Origin of the sequence: Streptomyces sp. NPDC102259, from assembly GCF_044766465.1 — a bacterium.
GTDB lineage: Bacteria > Actinomycetota > Actinomycetes > Streptomycetales > Streptomycetaceae > Streptomyces.
This window is the reverse complement of sequence record NZ_JBIWMA010000003.1, coordinates 567,180-593,414: the sequence shown is the minus strand read 5'-3', so window position 1 is coordinate 593,414 and position 26,235 is coordinate 567,180. Positions and strand designations below refer to the sequence as shown.

General features: G+C 72.1%; 19 protein-coding genes. 14 read left to right on the top strand and 5 right to left on the bottom strand.

What is annotated here, in order from left to right:
- Positions 1–90 precede the first annotated feature (90 nt).
- Complete coding sequence (locus ACIRPU_RS11295; RefSeq protein WP_403864811.1) at positions 91–927, bottom strand: IclR family transcriptional regulator; 837 nt, start codon at positions 925–927, stop codon at positions 91–93.
- A 173-nt stretch (positions 928–1,100) separates the two neighbouring features.
- Here ACIRPU_RS11295 and ACIRPU_RS11290 point away from each other — a divergent pair, with 173 nt between their 5' ends.
- The 7 genes from ACIRPU_RS11290 (at position 1,101) to ACIRPU_RS11260 (ending at position 10,569) form a co-directional block, all read left to right on the top strand.
- Entirely contained in the window at positions 1,101–1,652 is a 552-nt protein-coding gene (locus ACIRPU_RS11290) for a quercetin 2,3-dioxygenase (RefSeq protein ID WP_403864808.1), read from the top strand.
- 1 nt (position 1,653) lies between these two features.
- Positions 1,654–2,574 carry an alpha/beta hydrolase fold domain-containing protein gene (locus tag ACIRPU_RS11285; protein WP_403864805.1) on the top strand — a complete coding sequence of 307 codons (921 nt, stop codon included), beginning with the start codon at positions 1,654–1,656 and terminating at the stop codon, positions 2,572–2,574.
- Positions 2,575–2,640: 66 nt separating this feature from the next.
- Positions 2,641–5,319: a glycoside hydrolase family 78 protein gene (locus ACIRPU_RS11280; RefSeq protein WP_403864802.1), complete on the top strand. Its 2,679-nt coding sequence runs from the start codon at positions 2,641–2,643 to the stop codon at positions 5,317–5,319.
- A complete protein-coding gene (locus tag ACIRPU_RS11275; protein ID WP_403864800.1) occupies positions 5,316–6,296 on the top strand; it encodes a dioxygenase in 981 nt (326 codons plus the stop codon). Before ACIRPU_RS11280 ends, ACIRPU_RS11275 begins: the two co-directional genes overlap by 4 nt.
- The gene (locus tag ACIRPU_RS11270) at positions 6,293–7,150 is read left to right on the top strand and encodes a fumarylacetoacetate hydrolase family protein (RefSeq protein ID WP_403864797.1); all 858 of its coding nucleotides are present in this window, start codon (positions 6,293–6,295) and stop codon (positions 7,148–7,150) included. Before ACIRPU_RS11275 ends, ACIRPU_RS11270 begins: the two co-directional genes overlap by 4 nt.
- The gene (locus ACIRPU_RS11265; protein ID WP_403864794.1) at positions 7,147–8,763 is read left to right on the top strand and encodes an FAD-dependent monooxygenase; all 1,617 of its coding nucleotides are present in this window, start codon (positions 7,147–7,149) and stop codon (positions 8,761–8,763) included. The genes ACIRPU_RS11270 and ACIRPU_RS11265 overlap by 4 nt, the downstream gene beginning before the upstream one ends.
- A gap of 237 nt (positions 8,764–9,000) precedes the next feature.
- Entirely contained in the window at positions 9,001–10,569 is a 1,569-nt protein-coding gene (locus ACIRPU_RS11260; protein WP_403864791.1) for a serine/threonine-protein kinase, read from the top strand.
- On the opposite strand, the gene ACIRPU_RS11255 is transcribed toward ACIRPU_RS11260, so the two are convergent.
- Positions 10,553–11,728: an SGNH/GDSL hydrolase family protein gene (locus tag ACIRPU_RS11255; RefSeq protein ID WP_403864788.1), complete on the bottom strand. Its 1,176-nt coding sequence runs from the start codon at positions 11,726–11,728 to the stop codon at positions 10,553–10,555. The genes ACIRPU_RS11260 and ACIRPU_RS11255 overlap by 17 nt on opposite strands.
- Before the next feature lie 206 nt (positions 11,729–11,934).
- Between ACIRPU_RS11255 and ACIRPU_RS11250 the strand changes: the two genes are divergently transcribed.
- The 7 genes from ACIRPU_RS11250 (at position 11,935) to ACIRPU_RS11220 (ending at position 20,712) form a co-directional block, all read left to right on the top strand.
- On the top strand, positions 11,935–13,173 hold the full coding sequence (locus ACIRPU_RS11250; protein ID WP_403864785.1) for a cysteine desulfurase-like protein: 1,239 nt from the start codon (positions 11,935–11,937) through the stop codon (positions 13,171–13,173).
- Positions 13,174–13,245: 72 nt separating this feature from the next.
- Positions 13,246–13,683, top strand: a complete 438-nt coding sequence (locus tag ACIRPU_RS11245; RefSeq protein ID WP_355705923.1) for a Fur family transcriptional regulator — start codon at positions 13,246–13,248, stop codon at positions 13,681–13,683.
- A 67-nt stretch (positions 13,684–13,750) separates the two neighbouring features.
- Positions 13,751–15,967 (top strand): catalase/peroxidase HPI, encoded by a 2,217-nt coding sequence (gene katG, locus ACIRPU_RS11240; RefSeq protein WP_403864782.1) that lies wholly within the window; start codon positions 13,751–13,753, stop codon positions 15,965–15,967.
- 276 nt (positions 15,968–16,243) lie between these two features.
- Entirely contained in the window at positions 16,244–17,734 is a 1,491-nt protein-coding gene (locus ACIRPU_RS11235; protein WP_403864779.1) for a family 43 glycosylhydrolase, read from the top strand.
- A gap of 134 nt (positions 17,735–17,868) precedes the next feature.
- On the top strand, positions 17,869–19,317 hold the full coding sequence (locus tag ACIRPU_RS11230; protein ID WP_403864776.1) for a family 43 glycosylhydrolase: 1,449 nt from the start codon (positions 17,869–17,871) through the stop codon (positions 19,315–19,317).
- Positions 19,318–19,414: 97 nt separating this feature from the next.
- A complete protein-coding gene (locus ACIRPU_RS11225; RefSeq protein WP_403865085.1) occupies positions 19,415–20,182 on the top strand; it encodes a polysaccharide deacetylase family protein in 768 nt (255 codons plus the stop codon).
- A gap of 89 nt (positions 20,183–20,271) precedes the next feature.
- Positions 20,272–20,712: an SRPBCC family protein gene (locus ACIRPU_RS11220; protein WP_403864773.1), complete on the top strand. Its 441-nt coding sequence runs from the start codon at positions 20,272–20,274 to the stop codon at positions 20,710–20,712.
- A gap of 128 nt (positions 20,713–20,840) precedes the next feature.
- Here ACIRPU_RS11220 and ACIRPU_RS11215 read toward each other — a convergent pair whose 3' ends face one another.
- The 3 genes from ACIRPU_RS11215 to ACIRPU_RS11205 all read right to left on the bottom strand — a co-directional run bounded on the left by ACIRPU_RS11215 (position 20,841) and on the right by ACIRPU_RS11205 (position 26,231).
- Positions 20,841–22,127 carry an XdhC family protein gene (locus ACIRPU_RS11215; protein ID WP_403864770.1) on the bottom strand — a complete coding sequence of 429 codons (1,287 nt, stop codon included), beginning with the start codon at positions 22,125–22,127 and terminating at the stop codon, positions 20,841–20,843.
- Between the two features lie 106 nt (positions 22,128–22,233).
- Entirely contained in the window at positions 22,234–23,691 is a 1,458-nt protein-coding gene (locus tag ACIRPU_RS11210) for an NCS2 family permease (protein WP_403864767.1), read from the bottom strand.
- A 158-nt stretch (positions 23,692–23,849) separates the two neighbouring features.
- Positions 23,850–26,231, bottom strand: a complete 2,382-nt coding sequence (locus ACIRPU_RS11205; protein WP_403864764.1) for a xanthine dehydrogenase family protein molybdopterin-binding subunit — start codon at positions 26,229–26,231, stop codon at positions 23,850–23,852.
- Positions 26,232–26,235 lie beyond the last annotated feature (4 nt).

Below are 26,235 nucleotides of genomic sequence, written 5' to 3'. Positions count from 1 at the left end.
GCCGCACCGCCACCGTCGCCCCCCGCCGAGCCCCAGGGCGGGGGGCGACGACGTCGATCCGCCGGGGTTCGACCTCGCGGGACCGGGGCTTCACTGCCGTCGGCGCAGGCCGCCCTGCGCCGGAGCCGGTGGGGCCGTGACGGCGCCGAGGCTGCGGGACAGGGCCCGGGCCGTGGCGCACAGAGCGGGGGCGAGCACGCGGGGCTCCGCGTGGCCGGCCGGCACGACGACCGACAGCGCCGCGACGACCTCGCCGTCGGCCCCTCGCACGGGTGCCGCCACGGCGTGCAGCGGGACGGGCTCCGCGCGGTTGACGACGGCCACCCCGGTGCTGCGGATCTCGGCGAGGGAGCGCCGTAGCGCGGCGGAGGACAGCGGGACGCCCTCCGGCTCGTACGTCAGGGCCTGCGCGAGGATCTCGTCCTGGAAGTCGGGTTCGGCGTGGGCCAGCAGCACCAGACCGACGCCGGTGGAGTGCAGCGGCAGCCGGCCGCCCACCCGGTACAGGACGTCGACGGCGGTGTGGGCCGACAGCCGCTCGACGAGCAACGCGTCCGCGCCGTCCCGTACGGCCAGCAGGACGTGCTGGTGGGTCGCCTCGTACAGGTCCTCCATGTACGGCAGCGCCACCCTGCGCAGCCCGTGCGCGCGCGGCGCCAGCGAGGCCACCTCCCACAGCCGCAGGCCCACGACGTAGCGGCCGTCGGCGTCCCGCTCCAGAGCGCCCCAGTGCACGAGCCGCCGGGCCAGGCGTAGCGTCGTACTCGCCGGCGTGTCCGTGACGCGGCTGAGCTCGGCGAGGGTCAGCGCGCGGCGGTCCTCGGTGAAGGCCGTGAGCAGCGCGAACGCACGGTCGATGACCGGCTCGCCCTGCGGCGGCCGTCTTCCCCGGGCGGCGGGGCGGGGAGCGCCCGCGTCGTTCGTCACCCGTGCAGTGTGACCCACCCGGTGACCGGGAACGCGTGGCGACCAGGTTTCGAACGTATTCCATTCAATGGAATTCCGCCTGGTGGGCCGGTGCGGCGGATCGCATTCTTGACCGCACACGTCGACGTGTTGCCCACCTCGGGCGGAGCCGATCAGATTTCCGAGGAGACCTCATGACCGCGGAGTTCGCCCAGAGCGGCGGCGGTGCGCTGCACCTGCCCCTGCCGGGGAAGCCGACGCCCTTCTTCCTGGCGGACGGAGAGGGGGAGCGGGCACACCTGTTCGATTCCCTCATCACCGTGCTGCTCAGCAAGGACGAGACGGCCGGCCAGTTCGGCATCTTCACCCTCGCGGCTCCCCAGGGCGACGCGATCCCCACCCACAGCCACGCCGACGTGCACGAGACCTTCTACATCCTCTCCGGCCGTGCCCGGGTCTGGATCCAGGACCCCGACGGAGAGCGGTACGAGAAGCTGATGAAGCCCGGCGACTTCGGCTACGTGCCGGCCGGCTGTCTGCACACCTTCCGGGTCGAGGCCGACGACACGAAGATCATGGGCGTGTCCAGCGCGGGCTTCGAGCGGTTCTTCGGCACGGCCGGCACCCGCACGGACTCGACGGAGCTTCCGGACCCGCCGTACATCCCCTCCCCCGAGCAGCTGGGCCGGGCCGCCGGCGAGTACCGGCAGGAGTTCCGGTTCGACCTCCGCCCCCTGGACGGCTGACATGACCGCGGACGCCGCCGCCCTCCCGGCCGAGCAGACCACCGCCGCGGGCGCCCGGTTGCTGCGAGGGGTCGCCTACGCTTCGCCGCTCGGATTCCGGCCGCTGCTGCTCGACCTGTACCGCCCCGCCCGCGACCCCGAGCAGCCCGCCCCGCTGATCGTCTTCCTGCACGGCGGCGGCTGGCGGACCGGACGGCGGGACCAGTTCGGCTCGGCCTTCGCCGGATGGCAGGTCGGCCCGTTCGACCGTCTCGTCCGGGCGGGCTTCGCGGTCGCCTCCCTCGACTACCGGCTCAGCGGCGAGGCCGTCTTCCCGGCCCAGCTGCACGACGGCAAGGCCGCGCTGCGCTGGCTGCGCGCGCACGCCGACGCGCTGGGGCTCGACGCCGGACGGGTCGTGCTGTGGGGCGAGTCGGCGGGCGGTCATCTCGCGGCCCTCCTCGCGCTGACCGACGGCAGGCCCGAGTGGGAGGGCGACGTCGGAGAGCCCGGACCGGGCGTGCGCGTCACCGGGGTCGTCGACTGGTTCGGACCGGCGGACCTGCGCACCATGCAGAGCCAGTCCCGGCCCGACGCGGTGTGCTCCGCGGACGCCGTGGACTCGCGGGAGTCGCTCCTCATCGGCGCACCCGTACCGGCGGCTCCGGAACGCGCCGCCGCGGCGAGCCCGGTCAGCCACGTCTCCGCCGCCGCCCCGCCGTTCCTGCTCGCCCACGGCACGGCCGACCGGTTCGTCCCCACCGGGCAGAGCGAACAACTCGCGGCCGCCCTGCGCGCCCACGGCTGCCGGGTGAGCCTGCACCTGGTCGAGGGCGCGGACCACTTCTGGGCCGGGCTGCCCGACCCGGAGACCGTGTTCGACGAGGCCCTGGAGTTCGCCGTCCAGGTCTGCGATCCCCGCGGGCTTCCCGCCCCGTCCTGACTCCTCCTGCCCGTCCACCGGTCGGCAGACCGGTGTCCTCGCGCCACCGAACGTTGGGTCACCCGCATGAACGCCGCTCCCACCTGCCTGCGTGCCGACGAGCTGGAACAGCCCCTGGGCCTCGGCAACCGCCGTCCCCGGCTGTCCTGGTGGCTGCCGCCGGGCTCGGGCGAGCAGTTCGCCTACCGCGTCGCCACGAGCGCGGGCTGGGACTCGGGCCGCGTCGACTCCTCCGACAGCACCCACGTGCCGTACGACGGGCCGCCGCCCGGCTCCGGGGAGCGGATCACCTGGCGGGTCAAGGTCTGGACCGACCTCGGCGAGAGCGCGTGGTCGCACGAGGCCTGGTTCGAGACCGGTCTGCTGGAGCCCGCCGACTGGCAGGCGCGTTGGGTCGAGCCCGCCGAGCACTCGGCGCCGCCCGCCGGACACCGGCCCGCCCCCCTGCTGCGCACGGCGTTCACCGCGGGCTCCCCGGTCCGCCGGGCCCGCCTCTACGCCACCGCGCAGGGTCTCTACGAGGTCTTCCTCAACGGGGAGCGGGTCGGGGACGCCGAGCTGACGCCGGGCTTCACCCAGTACGACGTACGCCTCCAGGTGCAGGCGTACGACGTGACGGCGCTGCTGCGGGAGGGCGAGAACGCCCTGGGGGCGGTGCTGTCCGACGGGTGGTTCCGCGGACAGGTGGGTGTCACCCGGGCCCACGACCAGTGGGGCGAACGGGTGTCGTTCCTGGCCCAGTTGCGCCTCGAGCACGCCGACGGCACCACGTCCGTCGTGTGCACCGACCGGCACTGGCGCTGGGCTCCCGGGCCGATCGTGGCCGCGGACCTGATCGCGGGACAGGTCACCGATCTGCGCCGCACCCCCGTCGGCTGGGACCTGCCGGGCTACGACGACTCGGCGTGGACGCCGGTGGAGGTCGCCGACCACGGACACGCCGGGCTGGTCGCCTCACCCGCCCCGCCCGTGCGGCGCGTCGAGGAACTGGCCCCGGTCTCCGTGACCCGCCCGCGCCCCGACCGGCAGGTCTTCGACCTCGGCCAGAACATCAACGGCTGGGTGCGGCTGACCGACCTCGGTCCCGCGGGCACCCGTCTCACCCTCACGCACGGCGAGTCCCTGGGCCCCGACGGCGATGTGACGACGGATCACCTCCGCGTGGACATGCCGTTCCTGCCCGAGCCCCTCGCCGCCGGCCAGGTCGACCAGGTCGTCTCCGCCGGCCGGCCCGGTGCCGTCTTCGAACCGCGGCACACCACGCACGGCTTCCGCTACGTCCGCGTCGAGGGCCACCCCGGCGAGCTGACCGCCGATGACCTGCGCAGCGTGGTCGTCCACTCCGACCTGCGGCGGACCGGCTGGTTCACTTGCGACGACGAGCGGGTCGACCGGCTGCACGAGGCCGCCCGGTGGGGTCTGCGCGGCAACGTCTGCGACATCCCCACGGACTGCCCGACCCGCGAACGCGCCGGCTGGACCGGGGACTGGCAGCTGTTCGTGCCGACCGCCGCCTTCCTCTACGACGTGTCGGGCTTCTCGGCGAAGTGGCTGCGCGACGTGGCCGCCGACCAGTGGCCGGACGGCACCGTCGCCAACATCTCACCGGCCTGCCGCACCGAGGGCCCCAAGGGGCCGGTGGCGCACCTCAACGGCTCCGCCGGCTGGGGCGACGCGGTGGTCATCGTGCCCTGGCAGCTGTACCTGGCGTACGGCGACCCGGGGATCCTGGAGGAGCTGTGGCCGGCCATGACCGCCTGGCTCGGCCGGGTCGAACGGGCCGCCCGCGAGGAACGTCACCCGGACCGGATCCGGCGCTCCCCCCGCCCGGCGCCGCATGAACGGTATCTGTGGGACACCGGGTTCCACTGGGGCGAGTGGCTCGTGCCCGGTGAACACATCGGCGACCTGGAGGCGTACGCGGCCCTGGACAAGGCGGACGTCGCCACCGCCTACTACGCCCACTCCACCCGGCTGGCGGCGCGCGTCGCCCGCGTCCTGGGCCGCTACGAGGACGCCGACCGCTACCGGGAGCTGAGCGAACGGGTGCGCAACGCCTGGCGGACGGAGTTCATCGCGGCCGACGGCTCGCTGCGCCCGGACACCCAGGCCCACCATGTGCGGGCGCTCGCCTTCGACCTGGTCCCGGCCGGACTGCGGACGCGGACCGCCGAACGGCTGGTGGAACTCGTCCGCGCCGCGGGCACGCACCTGGGCACCGGCTTCCTCGCCACCCCGGACCTGCTGCCGGTGCTCGCCGACTCCGGGCACCTGGACGTCGCGTACGAACTGCTGCTCCAGGACACCGCCCCGTCCTGGCTCCACATGATCGACCGGGGCGCGACGACCGTCTGGGAGCACTGGGACGGCGTCGGCGCGGACGGCACCCCGCACGACTCCCTCAACCACTGCTCCAAGGGCGCGGTCGTCTCCTTCCTGCACCGCTGCACGGCCGGGATCAGGCCCGACGAGGACGCTCCGGGCTACCGTCGCTTCACCGTGGCGCCCCGCCCCGGCGGGGGCCTGACCCGGGCCCGCGCCGAGCACCACTCGCCGTACGGGCCGATCGCCTCGTCCTGGCACCTCGAGGACGGCCGCTTCCGCCTCTCCGTCACCGTGCCGCCCGGCACCACCGCGCACATCGCCCTGCCCGACGGCGCCCGGCACGACGCCGGGCCCGGCATCCACGCCTACGACTGCGCGGCACCGGACGCCGCCCCGACTCCCATGGGAGCGACCGCATGACCGACCCCACCGGAACGGCCCGACCCACCCCCGCGGGAGCGACGGCGCCCCCCGGCCCCGACACCGGCACCAACACCGGCACCGCCCACGACCGCCGGCCGGACGATCTGGCGCGCCAGGTCCTCTCCACGGTCCGGGGCGACGACGAGCGGCTGCGGGAGCTGATCGGCGGCCTCGTGACCCATCTGCACGCCTTCGTGCGGGAGACCCGGCCCTCCCAGGACGAGTGGCTGCGCGCGGTGGACTTCCTGGTCCGCACGGGCCGGGCCTGCACCGACCGCCGCAACGAGTTCATCCTGCTCTCCGACATGCTGGGCCTCACCTCGGCCGTGGACGACGTCAACCACACGGGTCCGCCCACCATGACGCCCAGCTCGGTCGAGGGCCCCTTCCACTCGCCGGCGCCGCCCCGCCCGATGGGTGCCTGGATCGCCGAGGGCCCCGAACTCCGGCGCGGTGAGCGGGCCGTGGTGCACGGCCGGATCACGGACTGCGACGGCAGGCCGCTGGCCGGCGCCGTGCTGGACGTCTGGCAGGCGAACGACACGGGTCTGTACGACAGTCAGGACGACGAGCAGCCCGACGGCAACCTGCGCGCGCTGTTCACCACGGGCCCCGACGGCGCCTACTGGTTCCGTACGGTCAAGCCCGCCAGCTACCCGGTACCGACCGACGGCCCGGTGGGCGAACTGCTGCGGGCGCTCGGCCGGCACCCCATGCGTCCCGCCCATATCCACCTGCGGGTGGAGGCGGCCGGTCACCGGTCCCTCACCACCCATGTGTTCGCCGCCGAAGACCCCTACCTCGGCTCCGACGCGGCGTTCGCCGTGAAGGACGCGCTGATCGCGCCCTTCGCACCGGCCGCCGACGAGGACACGGCACGCCGGTTCGGCATGGACGGGCCGTTCCTGGAGGCCGAGTTCGACATCCGTCTGGCCGCGGCGCCCGCGGCGGAAACAGGAGGAACGCGCGCATGAAGCTCGTCGGCATGGTGGATCCGGACCGGGGGTCCGGCCGCAGGCAGGTCATGATCGGCGTCGCCGTGGACGGTCGCGTCACCCCGCTCACGGAGGTGGACGACTTCTACGCGGACCTCCCCCACTGGCTGGAGCGGGCCCGCACGGTCCGCCACGGCACGATCCCGCTCGCGGAGGTGTCCCTGGCCCCGCCGGTCCCGGCGTCGGCGCGGGTGCTGTGCGTGGGTCTCAACTACCGTGCGCACGCGGCCGAGGGCGGCTTCCGGGCGCCGGAGCACCCCACCCTGTTCGGCCGCTGGACGGCCTCCCTGTCGGTGGACGGCACACCGGTCCCGGTGCCCGCGAACGAACCGGGCCTGGACTGGGAGGGCGAGGTCGTGGCCGTCGTCGGCGCCCGGCTGTGCGACGCGGGCGAGCGGGAGGCCGAGGCCGCCGTCCTCGGTTACGCCGTCTTCAACGACCTCACCGCCCGTACCGCGCAGAAGCTCACCGCCCAGTGGACGCTGGGCAAGAACGCCGATCTCAGCGGCCCGATCGGGACGATCGTCACCGCCGACGAGGTGGGCAGCCTCTCCGACGGGCTGCGCCTGGTCACCCGCGTCAACGGGGAGACCGTGCAGGACGGGAACACCCGCGACATGATCTTCGGGGTGCCCGAGCTGCTGTCCCGGATCAGCGCCACCCTGACCCTGCATCCGGGCGACGTCGTCGCCACCGGCACCCCGGAGGGCGTCGGCTACGTCCGTACGCCGCCCCGTCTGCTGCGCTCCGGCGACGTCGTCGAGGTGGAGGTCGACCGGCTCGGCACGCTGCGCACGCCCGTCACGGACGCGTCCGCGAGGTCCGGCGCGTGACCGGGACGAGCGTCCGGGTACTGATCGCCGGCGGCGGGCCGTCCGGTCTCGCCGCGGCGGTCGAGCTCGGCCGCCGCGGCATCCGCACCGTGCTCGTCGAGCCGCGCACCACCGTCGACGACGACCGGCCGCGGGCCAAGACCACCAGCATCCGCACCATGGAGCACTTCCGCCGCTGGGGCCTGGCCGACCGCTTGCGCACGGCCGCTCCGCTGCCCGTGGCCTGGTCCCAGGACGTCATCTTCTGCACCGCGCTCCTCGGCACCGAACTGACCCGGTTCCGCAACGTGTTCGGGCTGTACGACGGCCGCGACGAGCGCTGGGCGGAGCCGGGCCAGCAGGTTCCGCAGCCGGTCGTCGAGCGGATCCTGCGCGCGGCGGTGGCCGAACTGCCCTCGGTCACCTGCCTGACCGGCCACCGGGTCACCGCCGTCGAGCAGGACGAACACGCCGTGCGCGCCACGGTCGCCGACGACGACGGCTCCGTCCGCGTGCTCACGGCCGACTATCTGCTGGGCTGTGACGGCGGCGCCGGGGTCGTCCGGCAGGCCGTCGGAGCGGTGTACGCCGGCTCGTCCGGCGAACGGCCCAACCTCAGCGTCGTCTTCCGGGCGCCGGGCCTGGGCGAGGCCGTCGGCCTGGACCGGGCGGTGCAGTACTGGGTGGTGAGCCCCGAGGCGTCCGGTCTGATGGGCCGTCTCGACCTGGACGACCGGTGGTGGGCCATCGTCCAGCGGACCGACCCCGGCCGACCGGTGGAGCCCGAGGCACTGGTCCGCGGCCTCGTCGGCGGCGGACATCCCGGGCCCGTGGAGGTGCTCGCCACCGACCCCTGGACGGCGCGCATGCTGCTGGTCGACCGCTACCGGCGCGGCCGCGTCTTCCTGGTGGGCGACGCCGCGCATCTGAACCCCCCGTGGGGCGGGCACGGCTTCAACACATGTGTCGGCGACGCGGTGGACATCGGCTGGAAACTCGCCGCGGTCCTCCAGGGCTGGGGTGGCGCGGAGCTGCTGGACAGCTACCAGATCGAGCGGCGCCCGGTGGCTCAGCAGATCATCGCGAGCGGCGCCGCCCAGGACCGGCTCCTCGCCCCGTCCTTCGCCGACCCCGCACTCCTCGGGGACGGTCCCGAGGCCGGCCGCCGTCGTGCGCGGACCGCGGTCACCCTGCGGGCCAAGGCCGGTGAGTTCCACAGCGAGGGCCTCGTCCTCGGCCAGCACTACGCCTCGTCCCCCGTCGTCGTCGACGACGGCTCCGCCATCCCGCCCCTCGTGCCGCGCAGCTACCACGGCCTGTCCTTCCCGGGCGCCCGGCTGCCGCACAGCTGGCTCCCCGACGGCCGTTCCCTGTACGACCTGCTCGGCGACGGTCTGACGCTGCTCCTCCTGGCCGGTGACCGGGAAGCCGACCGCGCCGCCTTCACCCGGGAGGCCGCGGCCCGCAACGTCCCCCTCACCGCCGTGGACCTGACCGGCCTGGCCCCGCCCGAACGCTACGGCGCCCCCCTGCTGCTGATCCGGCCCGACCAGCACATCGCGTGGCGGGGCGCGGACGGCACGCGGGCCGGGCACGTGCTCGACGTCGTCCGGGGCGCCGGCGGCGCGCGGTAGCCGGGCGGACGCCGAGCGAGGAACGCCGACCTCAGCAGGGAGGTCCGACCGTCCCCTCCGGCACCGTGGGCCCGCCGCCGGGTCCAAAGTCCGTGCGGCGCACCACAGTTGACGGCACGTGATCATCCCGCGCTCCGCTATGCTCAGCCCCGTTCGAACGAGTGACGACCGGCCGAACGACATATCGATCGAGCGAGCGATGTCCCGGCGGGCGCCGAGCCCTCCCGGGAAGGAAACGTGAGAGAGCGCGTGACACCGGGACACGGCGAGGACCAGGCAGCGACGCGTTCCGAACGCCGCCCGGAGCGACTGATCGCCGGCCGGTATCTGCTCCACGACCTGCTCGGCCGAGGCGGCATGGGCACGGTCTGGCGAGCCCACGACCAGTTGCTGGACCGCCCGGTCGCCGCCAAGGAACTGCACATCCTCACCCACGGCGACGACGAGCACCGCGTACGGATGCGCCGCGCCGTCCGTGAGGCACGCGCGGTCGCCCGGGTGCCGCACCCGCACGTGGTCGGCGTCCACGACCTGGTCGAGGCGGAGGACCGGCTGTGGATCGTCATGGAACTCGTCGACGGGCCCTCGCTGGCCCAGTACCTCGCCGAGACCGGACCGCTCACCCCGCAGCACACGGCGGCCCTCGGTCAGCAGCTGCTCGACGCCCTGGAGGCCGTGCACGCGGCCGGCGCCCTGCACCGTGACGTCAAACCCGCCAACGTCCTGCTGCGCCGCGACGGCAGCGCCGTCCTCACCGACTTCGGCATCGCGGCCCTGGACGACGGCGAGTTCCTGACGACCACCGGCGAGATGGTCGGCTCCCTGGACTTCATGGCGCCCGAGCGGGTGACGGGATCGCGGACCGGACCCGCCTCCGACCTGTGGTCCCTGGGCGCGACCCTCGCCACGGTCTGCGGCGGCCACTCCCCCTTCCGCAGACCGGGAGGGCCCGCGACCCTGCACGCGGTGGCGTACGAGGAACCCGTCCTGTCGGACCGGCTCGGCCCGCTGCGGCCCGTCGTCGAGGCGCTGCTGCGCAAGTCCCCCGGCGATCGCCCCTCGGCGGCCGGTGCGCGGTCCGCCCTGCGCCGCGTCGCGGCGGGGGAGGCGGACGCCGGGCCACTGCCGTCGGCGACCGTGCGGGTGCCCCGGCCGTCGTCCCCGCTCGCCGACGCGGACACCGTGAGCAGCGGCGACCGGACGGGGCTCGTCCCGGCCGGGGAGACCGTGCCGACGGCGCGGCACACCGCGTCGCCCGAGCCCGCGCGGCGCGGGGCGTCCCGCTCCTCGGGCGCGAAGCGGCTGTGGACGGCGGCGGCCGGTACGGCGGTGTCGGCGGCGGCCGTCGCGGCCGGGCTGTTCCTCACCGGGGTGCTGCCGCTCGAGAGTGCCCGGAAGACGACGACCGTCGGTCAGGTCGTCCAGTCGGCGACGGGCTGGCAGCCGGTGACCGGAGCGGCCGTCGAGCGGGGCGACCGGGTCACGGTGCGGTTCGTCTCGGGCGAATGGACGGCCGACCACCGCAACATGCCCCTGACCGGGCCGGCCGGCTATGACGCGGACACCGACGCGCTGCTGGCCGGCGCGCAGGACTGCAAGGTCGATCCCGAGGCGCCGTTCGGCACCCTGCTGGCGGTCCTCGCGGGCGACGAGGACTCCCCCGTCCGCACCGTCGGGAAGAAGCTGACCTTCACGGCCACCGGGAACGGGACCCTTCAGCTGGGCATGAACGACACCGCCGGGCTCTGCTCCGAGGACAACCGGGGCGCGCTGACCGTGAAGGTCAGCGTCACGCACGGGAGTTGACCCCCGCGCCGCCGCCGGATCGTCCGAACGCGCCCGAGCTGCCGAAGGAGAGGGGCAGGAAGCGCTCGGCCATCCGGGCGTAGCCGGCCGCGTTCGGGTGCAGGCCGTCGGGCAGGTCGGCCACGTCGCCGGGCCCGAACAGCGTGGTCCCGTCGATGAGTCGAAGCCGGTCGTCGCCTTCTTCGCGGCGCCGTTCGACATGCCGGCCCAGCAGTTCGCGGATGCGGGTGAGCGTGAGCGCGCCGAACGCGAGTTCGGCGGGGCGGTCGACGGTGTGGACCATACCGTCGGAGCCCACCAGCGTGGGCCCGGGGCGCTGTTCGGCGGCCGGGCAGACGATGGGGCTGATGATCAGCACCGGGGTGTGCGGGTGCCCGTCGCGGATCGTGTCGAGGAAGCCGTGGAAGGCCGGGACGAAGGCGCGTTCCCGCATGCTGTCGGCGTTGTGGACGTTGATGCCCAGTTCGAGGCTGATCGCGCTCGCGGGCAGGTCGCGGACGGCGCGGGCCATGAACGGGTCGAGCTGGCACTGTCCGCCGAGGCCGAGATTGACCAGGGACCGGCCGGCGGCGCGGGCCACGGCGGCCGGCCAGGTGGAGGTCGGGCGGTCCGCGTCCGAGCACTGGCTGATGGAGCTGCCGTAGTGCACCCACAGCGGGCCGCTCGCCGGAGCCGGACGCACCGACGCACCGTCCGGGACGCGGACGTCGATCAGCGTGACGGCCGGGGTGACGGGCAGCCAGATCTCCACGCGGCGTTCACGGGCCCGCGGGCCGAGGCGGAAGCGCACGGTCGCGGGCTCGTCCGGCCCGGGCTCCAGCGAGCCGGTGGCGAGGTCGAAGAAGACCGGGCTCTGTTCCGTCGCCACCACCGGCTCGCGCAGTTCGCCGTCGACCACCAGGTCGAAGACGCTGCCCCGGGACGGCAGGCCCAGGGGCAGGACCACCGTCAGCCGGGCGTCGAGCTCGAGCTCGGTGGCGTCCGTGAGCATCTCGAACCGCACTCCGGACGGCACCGCACTGTTGAAGTCGAACGCCCGGTCGGCCAGCCGCGCCCGTCCCGAGTCCGGGGAACGGTGCAGGGTGACTCCGGTCGGGTCGGTGGTCTTCCCGAGCGCGCCGACGACACAGTCGAGCGCACGGTCGAGTACGGAATGCATGCGAGGACCTCTCGACGGCAGGTCAGGTCAGGTCAGGTCAGGTCAGGTCAGTCGTAGTCCTCTGTCCGGCATTCGTCGCGTAATTCGTCGCGTCGGTCCACGAATGGGTCCCGGCCTCCCGCCCGAGCGGCACCCGAACCAGACCTGGAGATCCTTTTCCCGTGGCTCCCTGGTGGGCCCGGGGCCCGGGTGCCAGAGTCGGGGCCATGGCCATCGACGTCGCCGCCCTCCGGGCGCATTTCCCGTCCCTCGCACAGGGTCTCGCCTTCTTCGACGGACCGGGCGGCACCCAGACGCCTCTCCCCGTCGCCGAGGCCGTCACCAGGACGATGACCGGTCCGCTGTCCAACCGGGGGCTGGTCAGCGCGTCCGAGCGCAACGCCGAACAGGCCGTCGCCGGCTTCCGGGCCGCCTACGCCGACCTGCTGGGCGTGCCGGAGACAGGCGTCGTGCACGGTCGCAGCGCCACGCAGCTCACGTACGACTTCTCCCGGACCCTGGCCAAGCACTGGCGGCCCGGCGACGAGATCGTCCTCAGCCGGCTCGATCACGACGCCAATGTCCGCCCCTGGGTCCAGGCGGCGGAGCGCGCCGGGGTCACCGTGCGCTGGATCGAGATCGACGGCGCGACCACGGAACTCGACCTCGGCTCCTACGAGCGCGCGCTGTCGCCCCGGACCCGGCTGGTCGCGGTGACGGCGGCCTCGAACGTGCTGGGCACCAGGCCGCCGGTGCGCCGGATCGCCGACCGGGCCCACGAGGCCGGCGCCCTGGTGTTCGTGGACGGGGTGCACTACGCCGCCCATCACCTGGTGGACGTGCCGGCGCTCGGGGCCGACCTGTTCGTCTGCTCGCCGTACAAGTTCCTCGGTCCGCACTGCGGGGTGCTCGCCGGATCGCCCGACGTCCTCGACACGCTCTCACCGGACAAGCTGCTGCCGTCGCCGGACACCGTGCCGGAGCGCTTCGAGTTCGGGACGCTGCCCTACGAGATCCTGGCGGGCGCCACGGCCGCCGTGGACTTCCTGGCCGCGCTCGACACGATCGGGCCGGGGCCGTCAGGGGCGCCCGGGGACGCGCCGGGGACGGCGCGGTCGCGCCGGGAACGGCTGGCGCGGTCGCTGCGGGCCCTGCACGACCACGAGAACGAGGTCCGGGCCGGGGTGGAGAAGGGGCTGCGCGCGCTGGGCGGCGCGGTCACCGTCCATTCGAGGGCGAAGGACCGCACCCCGACCGTGCTGATGAGTTTCGAGGGCCGGGACGCACGCGCGGCACAGGCGCATCTCGCCGCACGGGGTGTCGTGGCCCCGGCGGGCTCGTTCTACGCCTACGAGGCCTTCACCGCGCTGAAGCTCGACGAGCCCGCGCTGCGGGTGGGCCTCGCGCCCTACAACGACGCCGAGGACGTCGACAGGCTCCTCGACGGGCTCGCCTCGTTTCTCTGACGTGTGCCGTTTCCCAGACTTGCACCATTCGTTTTCTTGAATGGTTCGTGTTTATGAAGTAGGTTCGACGCCATGACAGCACCCCGTACACCGACCACCGCCGAGGAGCTGCGCGGTGTCGGCCTGCGGGTGACGGCCGCCCGTGTCGCACTGCTCGAGACCGTCCGGGACGGCGACCACCTCGGTGTCGAGGCGATCGCCACCGAGGTGCGCGGCCGCGTGGGCCACATCTCCCTCCAGGCCGTGTATGAGGCCCTGCACGCGCTGACCGGCGCGGGACTGGTGCGCCGCATCGAGCCCCCGGGCAGCCCCGCCCGGTTCGAGGGACGTGTGGGGGACAACCACCACCACCTCGTCTGCCGGTCCTGCGGCGCGGTCGTCGACGTCGACTGCGCCGTCGGCCACGCCCCCTGTCTGACCGCCTCCGACGACCGCGGCTTCGCCATAGACGAGGCCGAGGTCATCTACTGGGGCCTGTGCCCCGACTGTTCCACCGCCCGCAGCACCTGAGCGCCCGCAGGAACCGACGCCTGCGGTACGTGAGCATGTGATCCGACCAGTCCAGAAGGATTCCCCCATGACCGAGAACCATGATGCGATCGTGACCGACTCGAAGGCGGCGGAGGCAGGTGGCTGCCCGGTCGCGCACGACCGCGCCGCGCACCCGACCCAGGGCGGTGGAAACCGTCAGTGGTGGCCGGAGCGCCTCAACCTGAAGATCCTCGCCAAGGACCCCGTCGTGGCGAACCCGCTCGGCGCCGAGTTCGACTACGCCGCGGCGTTCGAAGCCCTCGACCTGGCGGCCGTGAAGCAGGACATCGCCGAGGTGCTGACCACCTCGCAGGACTGGTGGCCCGCCGACTTCGGCAACTACGGCCCGCTGATGATCCGCATGGCCTGGCACAGCGCCGGCACCTACCGCATCAGCGACGGCCGCGGTGGCGGTGGCCGCGGACAGCAGCGCTTCGCCCCGCTGAACAGCTGGCCGGACAACGCCAACCTCGACAAGGCCCGCCGTCTGCTGTGGCCGGTCAAGAAGAAGTACGGCCAGTCCATCTCCTGGGCCGACCTCATGATCCTCACCGGCAACGTCGCGCTGGAGACGATGGGCTTCGAGACCTTCGGCTTCGCCGGCGGCCGCGCGGACGTCTGGGAGGCCGACGAGGACGTGTACTGGGGCCCGGAGACCACCTGGCTCGACGACCAGCGCTACACCGGCGACCGTGAGCTGGAGAACCCGCTCGGCGCGGTCCAGATGGGCCTCATCTACGTCAACCCCGAGGGCCCGAACGGCAACCCGGACCCGCTGGCCTCGGCCCGCGACATCCGCGAGACGTTCCGCCGCATGGCGATGAACGACGAGGAGACCGTCGCCCTGATCGCCGGTGGTCACACCTTCGGCAAGACCCACGGCGCCGGTCCGGCGGACCACGTCGGCGACGACCCCGAGGCCGCCGCCCTCGCGCAGCAGGGCCTGGGCTGGAAGTCCTCCTACGGCACCGGCAAGGGCGGCGACGCCATCACCAGCGGTCTGGAGGTCACCTGGACCTCCAAGCCCACCCAGTGGAGCAACGACTTCTTCGACATCCTCTTCGGCTTCGAGTGGGAGCTGTCGGAGTCCCCGGCCGGCGCCAAGCAGTGGGTGGCCAAGGGCGCCGAGGCGATCATCCCCGACGCGCACGACCCGTCGAAGAAGAAGCTCCCGACGATGCTCACCACCGACCTGGCGCTGCGCTTCGACCCGATCTACGGCGAGATCTCGCGCCGCTTCCACGAGAACCCGGCCGAGTTCGCGGACGCCTTCGCCCGCGCCTGGTACAAGCTGACCCACCGCGACCTGGGCCCGAAGTCCCTGTACCTCGGCCCGGAGGTCCCGGCGGAGACCCTGCTGTGGCAGGACCCGCTGCCGGAGGCCGAGGGCGAGGTCATCGGCGCCGAGGACATCGCCGCCCTCAAGGCCAAGCTCCTCGACTCGGGACTGACCGTCTCGCAGCTGGTGTCCACCGCGTGGGCGTCGGCCTCCACCCACCGCGGCAGCGACAAGCGCGGCGGCGCCAACGGCGCCCGCATCCGCCTCGAGCCGCAGCGCGGCTGGGAGGTCAACAACCCGGACGAGCTGGCCCAGGTGCTGCGCGTCCTGGAGGGCATCCAGCAGGAGTTCAACTCCGGCGCGAAGAAGGTCTCGCTGGCCGACCTGATCGTCCTCGGCGGCGCCGCCGCCGTGGAGAAGGCCGCCAAGGACGCCGGTCACGCCGTGGAGGTCCCCTTCACGCCGGGCCGCGTGGACGCCACGCAGGAGCAGACGGACGTCGAGTCGTTCGCCGCGCTCGAGCCGACCGCCGACGGGTTCCGCAACTACCTCGGCAAGGGCAACCGCCTGCCGGCCGAGTTCCTGCTGCTCGACAAGGCGAACCTGCTGACCCTGAGCGCCCCCGAGCTGACCGTCCTGGTCGGCGGTCTGCGCGTGCTGGGCGCCAACCACGGCCAGTCCTCGCACGGCGTCTTCACCGACACGCCGGGCACGCTGACCAACGACTTCTTCGTCAACCTGCTCGACCTGGGCACGACGTGGTCGTCGACGTCCTCGGACCAGACCACCTTCGAGGGCCGCGACGCCGCCACGGGCGAGGTCAAGTGGACCGGCACCCGCGCCGACCTCGTCTTCGGCTCGAACTCCGAGCTGCGCGCGCTCGCCGAGGTCTACGCGAGCGACGACGCGAAGGCGAAGTTCGTGAACGACTTCGTCGCCGCGTGGGTCAAGGTCTCCAACCTCGACCGGTTCGACCTGGTCTGATCCCGGACTCTCCGCCGGGAGAGGCCGGAAGGAATAGAACAGCAACACGTCCAGGGCGTCCCGCCCGGTCTCACAGTGACCGGGCGGGGCGCCCCGGCGCGTTTCCCGGCGTGCGCCTGCCGTGCGGTGACGGCTGTCGCCCCGACGGGCTCCCGATGCCGGCGGGACTGTCGAAACCATTGACGAGAACATGCTCGCCCCCTATCTTCTGGCCGAAGTTACGAACCATGTTCGAAATCCCGGACAGGCAGTTTCACGGACAAGGGACGGTCCTGTATGCCTCGGAAGTACCGCCGCAGACCCCTGCTCGTCTGCGTCCTGGCCCTCCTCGTCGCCCTGGTGGCGGCGACCCAGCCGGCAGCCGCGGTCGCCGGCCGCCCGTACACCAACCCGCTGAAGTCGACCAAGGGCGCGGACCCCTGGCTGGAGTTCTACGACGGCAACTACTACCTGATCACCACGACGTTCACGGGCGTCCTCGGCATGCGCAAGGCCCCGACCCTGGCGGGTCTGGCCACCGCGCCCACCGTGCAGGTGTGGTCGGACACCACCTCGACCCGCAACACCAACATCTGGGCCCCGGAGATCCACCAGTTCAACGGCCACTGGTACCTGTACTACTCGGCCGGCCAGGGCGGCACCGCCTGCTGCGACTCCCAGCGCACCCACGTCCTGGAGAGCGCCGGCACCGACCCGCTGGGCCCCTACACCTACAAGGGCTCCCTGACCGGCTCCAACCTCACGCCGGGCGGCTGGCTCATCGACGCGAGCGTGCTCCAGGCGAACGGAAACCTGTATCTCGTCGGAAGCGGTTCCGTGAACGGCAGCGCGCAGAGCCTGGTCATCGCGCCGATGAGCAACCCGTACACGCTGTCCAGCAGCACCTTCACGGTGATCTCCAGCCCCACACTGGACTGGGAACGGGTGGGCGCGCCCGTCAACGAGGGACCGGAACCGCTGTACCACAACGGCCGCACCTTCCTCAGCTACTCCGCCAGCTACTGCCAGACCGCCGACTACAAGCTCGGCCAACTCGAGTTGACGGGCAGCGATCCGCTGAAACCGGCGTCGTGGACCAAGAAGCAGACGCCCGTCTTCCAGCGCAACGACACGGCCGGCGTCTACGGCCCGGGGCACAACGGCTTCTTCACCTCACCCGACGGCACCGAGAACTGGATCGTCTACCACGCCAACTCCTCCGCGAGCGGCGGCTGCGGCAACGGCCGGACGACCCGCGCCCAGAAGTTCACCTGGAACGCCGACGGCACCCCGAACTTCGGCACCCCCGTCGCACTGGGCACGACGCTCCCCGGTCCGTCCGGCGAGACGGCGGCGACCCCGACGGCGTACACCCTCGTCAACCGCAACAGCGGCAAGTGCCTTGACGTCGAAGGCGGTTCCACGGCCAACGGCACCAACATCCTCCAGTGGACCTGCACCGGCGGGACCAACCAGAAGTGGCGGATCGAGGACCAGGGCGACGACACCGCCCGGCTGGTGAACGTGGCCACCGGCGGGGTGATGGACACCGCCGACTGCTCCACCGCCGACGGCGCCGACCTGCGCCAGTGGTCATGGCTGAACAACACCTGCCAGCGTTTCCGTCTCGTCTTCACCGCGACCGGCGACTACGTCCGGCTCGTGGGCGAGAACAGCGGCAAGGTCGCCGACGTCGCGGACTGCGGAACCGCGAACGGCACCGACGTACGGCAGTGGACCTGGCTGAACAACACCTGCCAGCAGTGGCGCCTCGTGCCCACCACCTGAGCCCCGCCGCCACCTCCCCCACCTTGAAGAAACATCTCGGAGAAACACCCCGAGGAAGCACCCGGGAGAAACACCCGGGAAAGACTTTCCTCCCTTCCCTCCCCCTCCTCTCTCCCTTCGTCTGGAGAACACCCTTGAGACGCAACGCCGTTCGGCTGATCCTGGCCGGCCTCGTCGCCCTCGCGGCCGTCCTCGCCGGCGTGGGCGCCCCCGCCCAGGCCGCCGTGCCCGACTCCCCCGCGGTGACGTACACCAACCCGATCGCGGAGCAGCGCGCCGATCCGCACATCTACAAGCACACCGACGGCTACTACTACTTCACCGCCACGGTCCCCGCGTACGACCGCATCGTGCTGCGCCGGGCGACGACCATCCAGGGCCTGTCGACGGCCCAGGAGGTCACCACCTGGACCAAGCACAGCAGCGGGGTCATGGGCGCCCACATCTGGGCGCCGGAGATCCACTTCATCGACGGCAAGTGGTACGTGTACTTCGCGGCCGGATCCACCAGTGACATCTGGGCGATCCGGATGTACGTGCTCGAAGGCACCGGCGCCAACCCGCTCACCGCGACCTGGACCGAGAAGGGCCAGATCAAGACCACGTGGGAGAGCTTCTCGCTGGACTCCACCACGTTCGTCGTGAACGGCGTCCGCTATCTCGCCTGGGCCCAGCGCAACCCGTCCGAGGACAACAACACCAGCCTGTTCATCGCCAAGATGGCCAATCCCTGGACGATCTCGGGGACCGCCGCGGAGATCTCGCAGCCGACGCTCTCCTGGGAGACCGTCGGCTACAAGGTCAACGAGGGCCCCGCGCTGATCCAGCACGGCGGCAAGGTCTTCATGACCTACTCGGCGAGTGCGACCGACGCCAACTACTGCCTGGGCATGCTGACCGCCTCCGCGACGGCCGACCTGACCGACCCGGCGTCCTGGACCAAGGGGACGCAGCCCGTCTTCACCTCGAACGCCTCGACCTCGCAGTACGGGCCGGGCCACAACTCGTTCACGGTCTCCGAGGACGGCAAGTCCGACATCCTCGTCTACCACGACCGCAGCTACAAGGACATCACCGGCGACCCGCTGAACGACCCCAACCGCCGCACCCGGGTGCAGAAGGTGTACTGGAAGGCGGACGGCACCCCCGACTTCGGCATCCCGGTGGCCGACGGAGTCACGCCGCAGCGCTTCTCCTCCTACAACTACGCGGACCGTTTCATCCGGCACTGGGAGTACCGCGCCCGCATCGAGGCGAACGTCAGCCCGCTCGCCGACTCGCAGTTCCGGGTGGTCACCGGTCTCGCGGGCACCGGAACGGTCTCCCTGGAAGCGGCCGGCTTCCCCGGCTACTACCTGCGGCACAAGAACTTCGAGGTGTGGCTGGAGAAGAACGACGGCACGTCGGCGTTCGCGTCCGACGCGAGTTTCTACCGGCGGGCCGGCCTCGCCGACTCCGCGGGGGTCTCGTACGAGTCGTACAACTACGCCGGTCGCTATGTCCGCCACTACAACTACGTGCTGTACGTGCAGACGCCGAGCACGGCCACGGACAGGGGAGACGCGACCTTCTACGCCCAGTGAGGCTCCGCCCGGCCTGAGGAGCGCATGACGACCGAGACTATACATAGGGTGTATACGCTCTATGTATAGTCTCGACATGCCTTCTCTGACCAGGAAGATGAAGAAAACGGGGGCCAGGTTGCGGGCCGTCGCCGTCTCGGCGGCGGCCGCCTGCCTGGCGGTCACGCTGACCGGCTGCGGCGGCGCCGACATCACCCGGCCGAGCGCCGCCCGCGCCCTCCCCGCCGCCACCACCCAGGCCGCCCGCTTCGGCGCCGTCGACTGCCGTGAGGCGAAGTGCATCGCCCTCACCTTCGACGCCGGCCCGAGCGAGAACTCGGCCCGCCTGCTCGACATCCTGAAGGAGAGACAGGTCCCGGCGACCTTCTTCCTGCTGGGCGAGCGGCACATCGAGAAGTACCCGGAGCTCGTCGGGCGCATGGCCGCCGAGGGACACGAGGTGGCCAGCCACACCTGGGACCACAAGATCCTCACCAGGATCACGCCGGAGGAGATACACGAGGAACTCCAGCGCCCCAACGACGAGATAGAGCGCCTCACCGGCCGCCGCCCCACCCTGATGCGCCCGCCGCAGGGCCGCACGAACGAGACCGTGCCCGAGATCTGCCGCGAGCTGGGCCTCGCCGAGGTGCTGTGGACGGTGACCGCCAAGGACTACACGACGACCGACTCCGCGCTGATACAGCGCCGGGTCCTCGCCCAGGCCGACCGGGACGGCATCATCCTGCTGCACGACATCTACGACGGGACCGTGCCGGCCGTACCAGGGATCATCGACGCGCTGAAAGAGCGCGGATACGTTTTCGTGACGGTTCCTCAGCTGCTGGCGCCGGGGACGGCGGTGCCGGGGCAGGTCTACCGCTGACCCGAACACCACACCGCGAAGATGAGTCCGAACCTGTGAGACGGAGGGTAATACTCCGTCGGACGACCCCGACTCCCTACGATCGGCGCGTGGTCTTCTTCCAGCTCGAACGCACGGTACCGCTTTCCCTGGACGACGCCTGGCGTCGTCTGACGGAGTGGTCCCGGCACGGCGACGTGGTACCGCTCACCCACGTCGCCGTGCTCACTCCCGCCCCGACCCGCGAGGGCACGGTCTTCGTCGCGCGTTCGGGTCTCGGCCCGTTCGCCTTCGCCGACCGGATGGAGGTGACCGTGTGGCAGCCGCCGTCCGACGACGAGCCGGGCCGGTGCCGGCTGGAGAAACGTGGCCGGGTCGTCCTGGGCTGGGCCGAGATCGAGGTGCGGCCGGGCCCCGGCGGGCGGGCCAGGGTGCTCTGGCGGGAGGAGTTGCGAGTGCGTTTTCTACCGTCGTTCTTCGACCCGCTCCTCGGAGCCACGGCCCGCTCGGTCTTCGGGCGCGCGGTCAACCGCCTGCTCCGCGGCCGATGACCGAGCGAGCGTCGCATCGGCCGGGACCGTCCGGGCCGTCCGGGCCCGGGCCGGACCGGGGAACGACTGGAGCCCGCGTTCACCTGGCCGGACCGGCCGGCCGTGCGCGGGACCGGCCGTGCGGCGGGTCAGGCCACCGAGCCGATCCGGCCCGTGGGCAGTGAGGCCGCGTCGTGGTGGATGGGCGTGTGCGCGCCGGTGAGTGAGACCCCGCTGCCGCCGCGCCGGTCGGCCACGATCTCGGCGGCGATCGACAGCGCCGTCTCCTCGGGCGTGCGGGCGCCCAGATCGAGACCGATGGGTGACCGCAGACGGGCCAACTCCAGCTCGGTGACGCCTACTTCACGCAGCCGGGCGTTGCGGTCCAGATGGGTGCGGCGTGAGCCCATCGCGCCGACGTAGGCGACCGGGAGCCGCAACGCCAGGCGGAGCAGCGGTACGTCGAACTTGGCGTCGTGGGTCAGGACGCACAGCACGGTCCGCGCGTCCACCCGCGTGCGCTCCAGGTACCTGTGCGGCCACTCGACCACGATCTCGTCGGCCTCCGGGAAACGGGCCTCGGTCGCGAAGACGGGACGCGCGTCGCACACCGTCACGCGGTAGTTCAGGAATTTGCCGACCCGCACCAGCGCCGACGCGAAGTCGATCGCGCCGAACACGATCATCCGGGGCGGCGGGACGGACGACTCGACCAGGACCGTGAGCGGCGCCCCGCAGCGGGAACCCTGCTCGCCGATCTCCAGGGTGCCGGTGCGGCCGGCGTCCAGGAAGGCGCCGGCCTCGGCCGCGACCGTGCGGTCCAGCTCCGGATGAGCGCCGAAGCCACCTTCGTAGGAACCGCTTTTGTAGGAACCGCTTTTGTAGGAACCGCCGTCGCGGGAACCGCTGTAGTGGGAACCGCCGTCACGGGAAGCACGGTCGTGGGAACCGCTGTCGTAAGAGGCGCTCCCGTAGGAACCGCTGTCGTCGCTGCCGCGGGGGCGGACGAGCAGCGCACGGCCGACGAGATCGGCCGGTCCGGTCACGATCCTCGCCAGCGCCGTGGCCCCGCCGGAGGCGGCGGTCTCCAGAGCGGCCGCGATCACCGGACGGACCCGGTCGCCCACCCGCACCGGGGTGACGAGGATGTCGATGACCCCGCCACAGGTGAGGCCGACGGCGAAGGCGTCGTCGTCGCTGTAACCGAAGCGTTCGAGGACGGACTCCCCGTCCTCGAGCGCCTGCCGGCACAGCTCGTACACCGCGCCCTCCACGCAACCCCCGGAGACCGAGCCGATCGCGGTGCCCTCGGAGTCCACCGCCAGGGCGGCGCCCGGCCGGCGGGGCGCGCTGCCACCGACGGCCACCACGGTGGCGACGGCGAAGTCACGGCCCTGCTCGACCCACCGGTTCAGCTCCTCGGCGATGTCCAGCATCTCTCGGTCTCCTTGACTGCGGTGGTGTGGAGGGCGGTTGTACGGCGGGTGCGTGGCGGGCGGGTGCGTGCGTGCGTGCTGGGCGGGTGCCCGCCGGCCGGGGCGGCTAGTGCACGCCCAGCCAGCTCTCGATCGGGTTGAGGGCGAAGTAGACGAGGAAGATCGCCGTCAGCACCCACATGAAGGTGCCGATCTCCCGCGCCCTGCCCTGCGCGGCCTTTATGGCGGCGTAGGAGATGACGCCCGCGGCGACACCGGTGGTGATGGTGTACGTGAACGGCATCAGGACGACGGTCAGGAACACCGGGACAGCGGTTGCCCGGTCGGCCCAGTCGACGTGACGGGCGTTCATCAGCATCATCGCGCCGATGACGACCAGGGCGGCGGAGGCGACCTCCTGCGGGACGATCGCGGTGAGCGGGGTGAAGAACAGACAGGCCGCGAAGAAGGCGCCGGTGACGGCCGAGGCGAGACCCGTACGGGCGCCCTCGCCCACACCGGTCGCCGACTCGATGAACACGGTCTGACCGGAGCCGCCGGCCACCCCGCCGATCGCCCCGCCGGCGCCGTCGATGAACAGCGCCTTGGACAGGCCCGGCATTCGGCCCTTGTCGTCGGCCAGCTTCGCCTCGGTGCCGACGCCGATGATGGTGGCCATCGCGTCGAAGAACCCGGCGAGGACGAGCGTAAAGACGATCATGCCGACGGTCATCGCCCCGACCTCGCCCCAGCCGCCGAACTCCACGTCCCCGAAGAGCGAGAAGTCGGGCATCGAGACCGCGCTGCCGTGCAGTTCGGGAGCGCCGGCCGCCCACTGTTTCGGGTCGACGACCCCGGTGGCGTTGAGGACCGCGGCGACGACCGTGCCGCCGACGATGCCGATGAGGATGGCGCCGGGGATGTTCCGGGCCTGGAGCATGAAGATCAGCAGCAGCGTGCCGGCGAACAACAGGGCGGGCCAGCCCGCGAGTTCGCCCGCCGGGCCGAGGGTGAGAGGGGTCGCCTCGCCCTGGTGCACGAAGCCGGACTTGTAGAAACCGATGAGCGCGATGAACAGGCCGATGCCCATGGTGATGCCGTGCTTGAGCGCGAGCGGGATCGCGTTCATGATCATCTCGCGTAGGCCGGTGACGACCAGCAGCATGATGACGACGCCGTACACCACGCACATGCCCATCGCCTGCGGCCAGGTCATCTCCGGGGCGACCTGGGAGGACAGGACGCCGGAGACGGAGAGTCCGGCGGCGAGCGCGAGCGGCACCTTGCCGAAGAAGCCCATCAGCAGCGTGCTGAAAGCAGCCGCGAAAGCGGTTGCGGTAATCAGCGCCTGCTGGCCGAGGGTGTCCCCGGCCGCGTCCTTGCCGGACAGGATCAGGGGGTTGAGCAGGAGGATGTACGCCATCGCCATGAAGGTGGTGACGCCGCCGCGCACTTCGCGGGCGACCGTGGATCCTCGCTGGGATATGTGGAAGTACCGATCGAGCCAGGACCGTCCGGCCGGGACGCGGGTGCCTTCGCCCGCGTCTTCGGCTGTGGTCCTCGGCTCCAGTGACTGCTGGGTCATGGGCCATCTCCCAAGGTTCAAAGGGACACCCGCGCGGTGCCTTCGGCAGGTCGCGGGATTTGGGAATGGACGACCCGGGGGACGGCCCGAGACGAACAAGGGGGGGGTGGTCCGGGGGTGCGGCACCCCCGGACGACACCTGCTCAGACCCCGTGGGGTCACGTTCCGGTGAGGTGCTCCGGACGTACCGGCGTGCGGTTGAGCTCCAGCCCGGTCGCGTTCCGGATGGCCGCGAGGACCGCCGGAGTGGACGACAGGGTGGGTGCCTCGCCGATGCCGCGGAGCCCGTAGGGGGCGTGGTCGTCGGCGAGTTCGAGCACGTCGACCGGGATGGTCGGCGTGTCGAGAATCGTGGGGATCAGATAGTCCGTGAACGACGGGTTCCTGACCTTCGCCGTCTTGGGGTCGACGATGATCTCCTCCATGACCGCCACGCCCAGGCCCTGGGTCGTGCCGCCCTGGATCTGACCGATCACGGACAGCGGGTTGAGCGCCTTGCCGACGTCCTGGACACAGGCCAGCTCGATGACCTTCACCAGGCCGAGCTCGGTGTCGACCTCGACGACGGCGCGGTGCGCGGCGAAGGAGTACTGGACGTGTCCGAAGCCCTGCCCGGTGCGCAGGTCGAACGGTTCGGTGGGCCGGTGCCGCCACTCCGCCTCGACCTCGACGCTCTCGCCCTCGAGCACGTCGACCAGGTCGGCGAGGACCTCACCGCCGTCGGTGACGACCTTGCCGCCCTCCAGGAGCAACTCGGCGGTGGCCCAGGCGGGGTGGTAGGAGCCGAACCTGCGACGGCCGATCTCCAGGACCTTCTCCCGGACGAGCTCGCAGGAGTTCTTGACGGCGCCGCCGGTGACGTACGTCTGCCGGGAGGCCGAGGTCGAGCCGGCGCTGCCCACCTGGGTGTCCGCGGGATTGATGGTCACCTGCGAGACGCCCAGCTCGGTGCGGGCGATCTGCGCGTGGACGGTGACACCGCCCTGGCCGACCTCCGCCATGGCCGTGTGGACGGTCGCGACGGGCTCGCCGGCGATGACCTCCATGCGGACCCGGGCGGTCGAGTAGTCGTCGAACCCCTCGGAGAAACCGACGTTCTTGATGCCGACCGCGTAACCGATTCCGCGTACGACGCCTTCGCCGTGCGTGGTGTTGGACAGACCGCCGGGCAACTGCCGTACGTCCGCGCCCTCGCTGCTCTCCCACTGGCGCTCCGGGGGCAACGGCATCGCCTTGACGCGGCGCAGGATCTCGGCGACCGGCGCCGGGGAGTCGACGGGCTGCCCGGTCGGCAGGAGGGTTCCCTGCTCCATCGCGTTGAGCCGGCGGAACTCCACCGGATCCATGCCGAGTTCGGCCGCGACCTTGTCCATCTGGGCCTCGTAGGCGAAGCACGCCTGGACCGCGCCGAAGCCGCGCATCGCGCCGCAGGGCGGGTTGTTGGTGTAGAGGGCGATGGCCTCGATCTCGACGTCGTCGACGACGTACGGACCGATACCGAGCGAGGAGGCGTTTCCGACGACGGCCGGGCTGGCCGAGGCGTACGCGCCGCCGTCGAGGACGATCCGGCACTTGACGTGGGTGAGCTTGCCGTCCCTGGTCGCGCCGTGCTCGTAGGAGAGCTTCGCCGGGTGGCGGTGGACGTGACCGAAGAAGGACTCGAAACGGTTGTAAACGATTTTGACGGGTTTTCCGGTGCGCAGGGCCAGCAGACAGGCGTGGATCTGCATCGACAGGTCCTCGCGGCCGCCGAACGCGCCGCCGACGCCGGCCAGCGTCATCCGCACCTTGCTCTCGGGCAGGCCGAGGACGGGCGCGATCTGGCGCAGGTCGGAGTGGAGCCACTGGGTGGCGATGTAGAGGTGGACGCCGCCGTCCTCCTCGGGCACGGCGAGGCCGGACTCGGGGCCGAGGAAGGCCTGGTCCTGCATGCCGAAGGTGTACTCGCCCCGGACGACGACGTCGGCGCGCGCGGCGGCCGCGGTCGCGTCGCCCCGGATGATCGGCTGGCGGTGGACGATGTTCGGGTGCGCGACGTGACCGACGTGGTGGTCGTCGCGGCCCTCGTGGATCAGGATCGCGTCCGGCGCGGTCGCCGAGGCCTCGTCGGTGACGACGGGCAGCTCGCGGTACTCGACCTTGATCTTCGCGGCGGCGCGGCGGGCGGTCTCCGGGTGGTCCGCCGCGACGATCGCGACCGGCTCGCCGTGGTGCCGGACCTTGCCGTGGGCCAGGACCGGGGTGTCCTGGATCTCCAGGCCGTAGTTCTTCACGTCGGTCGGCAGGTCGTCGTACGTCATGACGGCGTAGACGCCGGGCAGGGCCAGGGCCTCGGACGTGTCGATGGAGACGATCTCGGCGTGGGCGACCGTGGAGCGCAGGATCTGGCCCCAGAGCATGTCCTCGTGCCACAGGTCGGACGAGTAGGCGAACTCGCCGGTGACCTTGAGGGTGCCGTCGGGGCGGAGCGTCGACTCGCCGATGCCGCCCTTGGTGCGGGAGCCCTGGGTGAGGGTGGTGGGAGTGCCGTTGGTGGGCATCGGG

What these genes read in the sequence shown, in the direction of transcription:
- ACIRPU_RS11215 (WP_403864770.1), bottom strand. Translation starts at nt 22,127, where the DNA reads ATGCTGGACATCGCCGAGGAGCTGAACCGGTGGGTCGAGCAGGGCCGT.
- ACIRPU_RS11245 (WP_355705923.1), top strand. Translation starts at nt 13,246, where the DNA reads ATGACAGCACCCCGTACACCGACCACCGCCGAGGAGCTGCGCGGTGTC.
- ACIRPU_RS11280 (WP_403864802.1), top strand. Translation starts at nt 2,641, where the DNA reads ATGAACGCCGCTCCCACCTGCCTGCGTGCCGACGAGCTGGAACAGCCC.
- ACIRPU_RS11290 (WP_403864808.1), top strand. Translation starts at nt 1,101, where the DNA reads ATGACCGCGGAGTTCGCCCAGAGCGGCGGCGGTGCGCTGCACCTGCCC.
- ACIRPU_RS11235 (WP_403864779.1), top strand. Translation starts at nt 16,244, where the DNA reads ATGCCTCGGAAGTACCGCCGCAGACCCCTGCTCGTCTGCGTCCTGGCC.
- katG (WP_403864782.1), top strand. Translation starts at nt 13,751, where the DNA reads ATGACCGAGAACCATGATGCGATCGTGACCGACTCGAAGGCGGCGGAG.
- ACIRPU_RS11205 (WP_403864764.1), bottom strand. Translation starts at nt 26,231, where the DNA reads ATGCCCACCAACGGCACTCCCACCACCCTCACCCAGGGCTCCCGCACC.
- ACIRPU_RS11255 (WP_403864788.1), bottom strand. Translation starts at nt 11,728, where the DNA reads ATGCATTCCGTACTCGACCGTGCGCTCGACTGTGTCGTCGGCGCGCTC.
- ACIRPU_RS11210 (WP_403864767.1), bottom strand. Translation starts at nt 23,691, where the DNA reads ATGACCCAGCAGTCACTGGAGCCGAGGACCACAGCCGAAGACGCGGGC.
- ACIRPU_RS11270 (WP_403864797.1), top strand. Translation starts at nt 6,293, where the DNA reads ATGAAGCTCGTCGGCATGGTGGATCCGGACCGGGGGTCCGGCCGCAGG.
- ACIRPU_RS11275 (WP_403864800.1), top strand. Translation starts at nt 5,316, where the DNA reads ATGACCGACCCCACCGGAACGGCCCGACCCACCCCCGCGGGAGCGACG.
- ACIRPU_RS11250 (WP_403864785.1), top strand. Translation starts at nt 11,935, where the DNA reads ATGGCCATCGACGTCGCCGCCCTCCGGGCGCATTTCCCGTCCCTCGCA.
- ACIRPU_RS11285 (WP_403864805.1), top strand. Translation starts at nt 1,654, where the DNA reads ATGACCGCGGACGCCGCCGCCCTCCCGGCCGAGCAGACCACCGCCGCG.
- ACIRPU_RS11225 (WP_403865085.1), top strand. Translation starts at nt 19,415, where the DNA reads ATGAAGAAAACGGGGGCCAGGTTGCGGGCCGTCGCCGTCTCGGCGGCG.